A 7179-nucleotide genomic window follows, 5' to 3' on the forward strand; every position below is an offset into this window, starting at 1 on the left:
TTGCGGCAGCGCCCCCCGCTACAGGTGCCGCCCCCGCAACGCCGCCTGCCAACGGAGCTGCCCCGGCAGCGCCGCCCGATGCTGCCGGCACGCCGCCCGCACCGGCAGCTGCGCCTGCGGAAACCGCTCTGCCTGTCGGCCAGAAGGCGATCTTCTACGAGGAGCGCACCAGCACCGCCCAGGGCTCCGCCGAGCCCGGCAATATCGTCTGGTCGCTGGTGCAGGAATCGCCCGGTGGCGACCTGCCGCCGGAGCCGGCGATCCGTGCCGAGGCCACCATTCCCGGCAAGGACATCCAGTTGCGCATGACCATCCGCCGCAACACCGATCAGACACTGCCGGCCAGCCATATCATCGAGATGATCTTCCTGACGCCCGACGGTTTCGAGGGCGGCGGTGTCGACAACATCCTGCGCGTCGCCATGAAGGGTTCGGAACAGGATGCCGGCAGCCCGTTGATCGGCATTCCGGCGAAGATCGCCGACGGCTTCTTCCTCGTCGCGCTCAACGATACCAAGGCCGACGAAGACGCCAACATGACCCTGCTTCGCGGCCAGGACTGGATCGACGTACCGGTCGTCTACAAGACCGGACGGCGGGCACTGCTGACCATGGAAAAGGGCATTCCCGGCGAGAAGGTGTTCGACGAGGCGATCAAGGCCTGGCAGGCCAAGACGGCTGGCTGAGAAGGAGCAGTTCAGAAGCCTTGGAACAGCATGTCGAGCGCGGCGACGATGTCGTCGTGGTGCCTGGAAAGGCTTCCCTCTGGATCCGGCAATTCCGAGGCAGAGAAGGCTGACATAAACTGGGTGACCATCACATGATCTTTGCCGTTTATGGTGAAGGTCGGGTTTAATCGGCGACCAGGAACCGGGGCTATCTTGGGCGGCATCAGCGGAATGATGATCCTGGTGCTTAGTCCTTCAAGAAGGTCTGATTGCACGTCGAGAAGATAACCGCCGCCCGCGGCATTCCTATAGAAATCATAACGCGCCATCAGAACGGCCGGTGTTTGGCCAGTGGCAGTCCGTTGCGTCTGACATACTCATTGGAGCTGTCGATGGCTTCCTTATTTTCTTCCTGCCATCGGCGCGTTTTTTCTGCCGAGATTGCTTTTGCAATGCCCTCTTCGGCGGCGCGTGAGATATTGATGCCCAAAGCTTTCGCATCGCTGATCAACCGAGAGTCGATGGACGTATTCACAGATTGTCGCTGAGGTTTTGACGTCGATTGAAGCATAAAGATGGCCTCCTTTTATGCGCATAATCTAGGCGCATAAAAGCCCCCACGCAATCCTTCACCCTTCCATTTCCTCGCGCAACATCTCCAGCTCCAGCCATTCTTCCTCGAGCGCCGCCAGCGTAGCGCGCTCCTTGTCGAGGGCGGCGATCGTCTTTTGGAACGAGGCCGGGTCGCGCTCGTAATAGGCCGGATCGGCGATGTTGTTCTCCAGCCTTGAGATCGAAGCCGTCACAGCCTCGATTTTCTTGGGCAGCGATTCCAGCGCGAATTTCTGCTTGAACGACAGTTTCTTCGCTGGCCCCTTTGGCGCGGCCGCTTCACTCTTGGCCGTCACTGGCGCTTCGCCGTTTTCGGCCTTCGCGCGCGCCTTGCGGTCGTCCAGCCTGGTGCCGCCGCGCTGCGCCAGCATGTCGGAGTAGCCGCCGGCATATTCGATCCAGTGGCCGTCACCATCCGGTGCGATCAGGCTGGTCACGGTGCGGTCGAGGAAATCGCGGTCGTGGCTGACCAGGATGACGGTGCCGGCAAAGCCAGCGACCAGTTCCTGCAGCAGTTCCAGCGTCTCCATATCGAGATCGTTGGTCGGCTCGTCGAGCACCAGAAGGTTTGCCGGCCGCGCCAGCACGCGCGCCAGCAAGAGCCGTGCCCGCTCGCCGCCGGACAATTCGCGCACCGGGGTGCGTGCCTGCTCCGGCTTGAACAGGAAATCCTTCATGTAGGAGACGACGTGGCGCTGCTCGCCATTGATGACGAGGTTCTCGCCGCGCCCGTCGGTGAGATATTGCGCCAGCGTCTCCTGCGGGTCGACCGCCTCGCGCTTCTGGTCGAGCGTGGCGATCTCCAGATTGGTGCCGAGCCGCACCGAACCGGCGTCCGGCTTCATCTCGCCGGTCAGCATCTTCAAGAGCGTCGTCTTGCCGGCGCCGTTCGGCCCGACCAGGCCGACGCGATCGCCGCGCTGGATGCGGGTCGAAAACCCCTTGACCACGGTTAGATCGCCAAAGCTCTTCTCGATGTTCTTCGCCTCGATCACCAGCTTGCCGGACTCGGCGGCGTCGCTCGCCACCATGGTCGCCGACCCTTCGGCACCGCGATGGCCGCGAAAACGCTGGCGCATGGTCTGCAACTCGCCGAGCCGGCGCATGTTTCGCTTGCGCCGCGCCGTCACGCCGTAGCGCAGCCAATGCTCTTCGCGAACGATCTGGCGGCCGAGTTTATGCTGCTCGCGCTCTTCTTCCTCCAGGACTAGGTCGCGCCATTCCTCGAAATGGCCAAAGCCCTTGTCCAGCCTGCGGGTCTGGCCGCGATCGAGCCAGATGGTGGCGCGCGACACACGTTCGAGAAAGCGGCGGTCGTGCGAGATGACGATCAGTGCCGAGGAGGTGCGGATGAGTTCTTCTTCCAGCCATTCGATGACCGAGAGGTCGAGATGATTGGTCGGCTCATCGAGCAGCAGGATGTCTGGCTCCGGCGCCATGACGCGGGCAAGGGCAGCACGCCTCGCCTCGCCGCCCGACAGATCGTTCGGACGTTCCTCACCCGACAGTCCGAGATGCTCCATCAGATAGCTGGCGCGGTAGGGATCGTCGGCAGGGCCAAGCCCGGCCTCGACATAGGCGCGGACAGTGGCAAAGCCCTCCATGTCGGGCATCTGCGGCAAATAGCGGACAGTTGCCGAAGGCTGGCGGAACACCTCGCCGTCCTGCGGCTCGATCAGGCCAGCGGCGATCTTCAGCAGGGTCGACTTGCCCGACCCGTTGCGGCCGACCAGTGCGATCTTGTCGCCGGCCGAAGCCGTCAAGGCGGCGCCGTCGAGCAGCGGCGTGCCGCCGAAGGTCAGTTTTATCCCGTCGAGGTTGAGAAGAGGCGGGGCCATGTCAGCTTTCAGGTAAGGGATAGGGATGAGCGAGCAGCATCGCGCGGCCATGGCCGAGCGCGATTTCGAGGCGGCCCTTGATCTCGTTGGAAATGGTCAGCGACGAACCGAAGGCCACCTTGACGTGGTTCAGCGGCCATTTGGCGCCGGTGACGGTCAACCCGGCAAGCTCGGAAAAGCCGAGCACCGAAAACAGCGTGCCATCGGCATAGTCGAAGCCGGCCGTTCCGCGCAGCAGGGGAATGCCTTCCTGGGCGCCGCTGGTCAGGAGCACATCGGTCCCTGCTTCGGCCAGGCGCAAGGCAAGCGCCAGATGCAGGAAAGCGTGGTCGGCTCGCTTGCCGCCGAAAGCACCTGCTAGCACCAGGCGGGTCGCGCCGCGCTCGAGTGCGGCGGCGATGGCCAGTTCGCCATCGGTCTGGTCCTTTTCCGCCGGGAAGGTCCGGCGAGGCACGGAAGCGAGATCGTCAGGCAGCTTGGCTGGCACGGAATCAAAATCACCCACCCACAGCTCCGGGACAAGGCCGAGCAGCCGTGCATGGCCGATGCCGGCGTCGGCGGCGATGACGCGGGAGCCTTCGACCTGACGGTCGAGCCGTGGCGTGCGGATGAGATCGCCGCCAAGCAGGATGGTGAATGTGCTCATATCGTGTGGCCCTTACCAGCCCGGCACGGGAAACGGAAGGCGGCAAACTCCCACTTGCGTGGCGGATCGGCCCGGCCTATGTGTCGAAACGCTCTAACGGGGTGCCGGACGCGATCTTCGCGGACCGGCTGAGAGGCAGTCTCGCCAACCCGCTGAACCTGATCCGGTTTGTACCGGCGGAGGGATTAGACGTTTCGGACAGTCCGACGCCTCAATTCCTTTCAATTCGAACGAAGGAGGCGCCGATGCGCACGCTTTTATACGCTCTTGTTTCAGCAACGGTCGTGGCCTTGTCCGGACCGGCCTTGGCCAAGGACAAGCTCACCGTCTACACCTATGAGAGTTTTACCGCCGACTGGGGTCCGGGTCCCGTGGTGAAGAAGGCGTTCGAGGCCGAATGCGGCTGCGATGTCGAGTTCGTCTCGGTCGCCGACGGCGTCGCGTTGCTCAACCGCGTCAGATTGGAAGGCGCATCGACCAAGGCCGATATCGTGCTTGGCCTCGACACCAATCTCACCGCCGATGCCAAGGCCTCAGGCTTGTTCGCGCCGCATGGCGGCGTAACTGATGTCAACGTGCCGGGTGGCTGGAGCGACGATACTTTTGTCCCCTTTGACTACGGCTATTTCGCTGTCGTCTACGACACCGAGAAGCTGAAGAACCCGCCGAAAAGCCTGAAAGAGCTGGTCGAAGGCAGTGCCGACGACAAGATCGTCATCCAGGATCCACGCACCTCGACGCCGGGCCTCGGCCTGCTTCTGTGGGTCAAGTCGGTTTATGGCGACAAGGCGCCGGAGGCCTGGGCCAAGCTCAAGCCGAAGGTGCTGACCGTGACGCCGGGCTGGAGCGAGGCCTATGGGCTGTTCACCAAGGGCGAGGCGCCGATGGTGCTGTCCTACACGACGTCGCCGGCCTATCACATGATCGCCGAGAACACCGGGCGCTACCAGGCGGCCTCCTTCGAGGAGGGCGAGTATCTGCAGATCGAGGTGGCGGGTATCACCACGACGGGAGCCAAGAATCCGCTGGCGGCCAAGTTTATGGCCTTCATGACCGGGCCTAAATTCCAGGATGCCATTCCCGAGACCAACTGGATGTTCCCGGCCGGCAAGACCGACAAGCCGCTCAATCCGGCCTTTGATAAACTGGTCAAGCCGACCAAGACCTTGCTGTTCAGCCCGCAAGAGGTCGCTGCCAATCGCAAGGCCTGGGTCGATGAATGGCTTGCGGTGATGAGCAAGTAGGGCGCGAGCCGCGTCGCATGTTTGCGCCAAGCCGCCCCCCTCTGGCCTGCCGGCCATCTCCCCCTCAGGGGGGGATATCGGCAGCTTTATCGCCTCTCTTAGTCCTGCCACTCTTGAGAATAGCGAAGGCGGCTGAGTGCGCAATCTCCCCCCTTGAGGGGGAGATGTCCGGTAGGACAGAGGGGGGTGGGCTGGGCCTTCGCCAGATATTCCCCTCGATCAATACCCGTCGCAGGGTTGGATAGCGCGAGATGCGTACGCGCCATCCAGCCGATCCCCGCGTCAGCGCCGGCATTGTCGCGCTTGCCGCGATCGCGCTGCTGATCGGCGGCGCGTTTGCCGGCCTGCTTTTCGAGGGCGCCCACGATTTCTCGGGCGCCTGGGCAGCCTTCGATCCCTATCTGCTTCGCGTCATTCGCTTCACGCTCTGGCAAGCGGCGCTCTCGACGCTGCTTTCGGCCATCCCGGCGCTGTTCGTGGCGCGGGCTCTGTCGCGACATCCACGTTTCTTCGGCCGCGCCTTCATCCTGCAGATCTTCGCCGTGCCGTTGGCGCTGCCGGCTATTGTCGCAGCGCTCGGCATTCTGGCGCTTTATGGCCGTGCCGGCTATTTCGCCGGCGTGCTTGCCCTGATCGGCGGCGGAAGCTGGCCGGGTATCTATGGCCTGTCCGGCATCCTCGTCGCCCATGTCTTCTTCAACCTGCCGCTGGCGACGCGGCTGTTCCTCGAGGCGCTGCAGACCATACCGGCCGACCAATGGCGGTTGGCGAGCCAACTCGGCATGGCGGCGCGGCCGGCGTTCCGGCTGATCGAATGGCCAACGCTGCGCGCCGCATTGCCCGGCGTCGCCGGGCTTGTGTTCATGCTCTGCATCACATCCTTCACGATCGTGCTGACGCTCGGCGGCGGGCCGGCCGCGACGACGCTGGAGGTCGGCATCTACCAGGCGCTGCGCTTTGATTTCGATCCCGCGCGGGCCGTTACACTGACGCTGTTGCAGATTGCCCTGACCTTTATCGTTGTGCTGGCCCTGACGCGCCTGGGCGCCAATGTGGTCGGCGACACCAATTTGCCGGTCGCGCAACGTCGGTATCTCTCAGTCCATCGGAGCGAGACCTGGTTGAACGCGCTACTCATCATCCTGGCGCTGCTGTTCGTCGTTGGGCCGATGGCGGCAACCGTGATGGCCGGGTTGGGTGCGGATCTCGGCCGGTTGGCCGGTGAGGCCACTGTCCGGCAGGCAACGCTGACCAGCGTGGTGCTGGCCTTCCTGTCGGCACTGCTCTCGGTGATGCTGTCGCTGGCGCTGACCATGGCGCGGCGGGCACTGGCGCTGAACCGCCGTGCCGGCGCAAAGACACTGCTCGAACACGCTGCCGATACAGGCGCCGGCTTTGTCCTTGTCGTGCCGCCGATCGTCGTCGGCGCCGGCTGGTTCCTGTTGCTGCGCCATGCCGGCGATGTCTTTGCCATCGCCCCGGTCATGGTCGTCACCGTCAACGCGGTGATGGCGATGCCATTCGCCCTGCGCGCCGTGCGTCCCGCCTATGATGCGGCGAGCGAGCGTCACGAACGGCTCTGCGCACAGCTCGGCATTGCGGGCTGGAACCGGCTGATGCTGGTCGACTGGCCGTCGCTGCGGCGCCCGCTCGCCACGGCCTTCGCTTTCGCCATGGCGCTGTCGCTGGGCGATCTCGGTGTCATTGCCCTGTTCGGCAGTGATTCCGTGCAGACATTGCCCTACCTTCTTCTGGCACGGATGGGCAGCTACCGCACCGAGGATGCCGCCGGCCTGGCACTGCTGCTCGGCCTCGTCTGTCTCGCGTTGATCGTGGCGGCGCACTGGCTGGGAAGGGAGAAGGTCCGCGATGCGTGAGAGGGCGGCCAGCAGGCTCGAGAAGGGCGCGCCGGTGCGGCTGGACAAGGTGTCGTTCAGTTATGGTGAGGTGCCACTTGTCTTCGACGTCGAGTTCGCCACGGCGAAGATCACCGCCATCATGGGTCCGAGCGGTTCGGGCAAGTCGACGCTGCTCAATCTGGTCGCCGGCTTCGAGACCCCACAGTCGGGCCGCGTGCTGATCGGCGGGGCCGATGTCAGCGCCGAGCCGGCCTCGGCGCGGCCGGTGTCGATGGTGTTCCAGGAGAACAATCTCTTCGCGCATCTTTCCGT

At 64.1% G+C, this 7179-nt stretch carries 7 protein-coding genes, 1 pseudogene and 1 riboswitch; of the genes and pseudogenes, 4 read left to right on the forward strand and 4 right to left on the reverse strand.

What is annotated here, in order from left to right:
- Nucleotides 1-686, forward strand: a pseudogene (locus tag EN984_RS16390) (hypothetical protein); the annotation flags it as partial.
- Nucleotides 687-697: 11 nt separating this feature from the next.
- Here the strand turns inward: EN984_RS16390 and EN984_RS16395 are convergent.
- Genes EN984_RS16395 through EN984_RS16410 form a run of 4 tightly spaced genes read right to left on the reverse strand, consistent with a single transcriptional unit; the run spans nucleotide 698 to nucleotide 3764 of the window.
- Nucleotides 698-997: a CcdB family protein gene (locus EN984_RS16395; RefSeq protein WP_127270146.1), complete on the reverse strand. Its 300-nt coding sequence runs from the start codon at nucleotides 995-997 to the stop codon at nucleotides 698-700.
- Complete coding sequence (locus tag EN984_RS16400; RefSeq protein WP_127270148.1) at nucleotides 997-1239, reverse strand: type II toxin-antitoxin system CcdA family antitoxin; 243 nt, start codon at nucleotides 1237-1239, stop codon at nucleotides 997-999. Before EN984_RS16400 ends, EN984_RS16395 begins: the two co-directional genes overlap by 1 nt.
- 58 nt (nucleotides 1240-1297) lie before the next feature.
- Nucleotides 1298-3118: an ABC-F family ATP-binding cassette domain-containing protein gene (locus tag EN984_RS16405; RefSeq protein WP_127270150.1), complete on the reverse strand. Its 1821-nt coding sequence runs from the start codon at nucleotides 3116-3118 to the stop codon at nucleotides 1298-1300.
- Between the two features lies 1 nt (nucleotide 3119).
- Complete coding sequence (locus EN984_RS16410) at nucleotides 3120-3764, reverse strand: thiamine diphosphokinase (protein WP_127270152.1); 645 nt, start codon at nucleotides 3762-3764, stop codon at nucleotides 3120-3122.
- 87 nt (nucleotides 3765-3851) lie between these two features.
- Nucleotides 3852-3966, forward strand: a riboswitch (TPP riboswitch).
- A 43-nt stretch (nucleotides 3967-4009) separates the two neighbouring features.
- On the opposite strand from EN984_RS16410, the gene thiB reads away from it, so the two are divergent.
- The 3 genes from thiB to EN984_RS16430 all read left to right on the forward strand — a co-directional run.
- The gene (gene thiB, locus EN984_RS16415; RefSeq protein WP_127270154.1) at nucleotides 4010-5008 is read left to right on the forward strand and encodes a thiamine ABC transporter substrate binding subunit; all 999 of its coding nucleotides are present in this window, start codon (nucleotides 4010-4012) and stop codon (nucleotides 5006-5008) included.
- A gap of 251 nt (nucleotides 5009-5259) precedes the next feature.
- Nucleotides 5260-6885 carry a thiamine/thiamine pyrophosphate ABC transporter permease gene (thiP, locus tag EN984_RS16425; protein ID WP_127270156.1) on the forward strand — a complete coding sequence of 542 codons (1626 nt, stop codon included), beginning with the start codon at nucleotides 5260-5262 and terminating at the stop codon, nucleotides 6883-6885.
- A partial coding sequence (locus EN984_RS16430) for an ATP-binding cassette domain-containing protein (protein WP_127383830.1) occupies nucleotides 6878-7179 on the forward strand: 302 nt, incomplete at its 3' end. The genes thiP and EN984_RS16430, both read left to right, overlap by 8 nt.

This window comes from Mesorhizobium sp. M7A.F.Ca.CA.004.12.1.1, from assembly GCF_003997835.1.
In the GTDB taxonomy this organism is placed as follows: domain Bacteria; phylum Pseudomonadota; class Alphaproteobacteria; order Rhizobiales; family Rhizobiaceae; genus Mesorhizobium.

Excerpts from the sequence above, each read along its gene's own strand:
- EN984_RS16395 (WP_127270146.1), bottom strand. The coding sequence starts at position 997 with ATGGCGCGTTATGATTTCTATAGGAATGCCGCGGGCGGCGGTTATCTT.
- EN984_RS16400 (WP_127270148.1), bottom strand. The coding sequence starts at position 1,239 with ATGCTTCAATCGACGTCAAAACCTCAGCGACAATCTGTGAATACGTCC.
- EN984_RS16405 (WP_127270150.1), bottom strand. The coding sequence starts at position 3,118 with ATGGCCCCGCCTCTTCTCAACCTCGACGGGATAAAACTGACCTTCGGC.
- EN984_RS16410 (WP_127270152.1), bottom strand. The coding sequence starts at position 3,764 with ATGAGCACATTCACCATCCTGCTTGGCGGCGATCTCATCCGCACGCCA.
- thiB (WP_127270154.1), top strand. The coding sequence starts at position 4,010 with ATGCGCACGCTTTTATACGCTCTTGTTTCAGCAACGGTCGTGGCCTTG.
- thiP (WP_127270156.1), top strand. The coding sequence starts at position 5,260 with ATGCGTACGCGCCATCCAGCCGATCCCCGCGTCAGCGCCGGCATTGTC.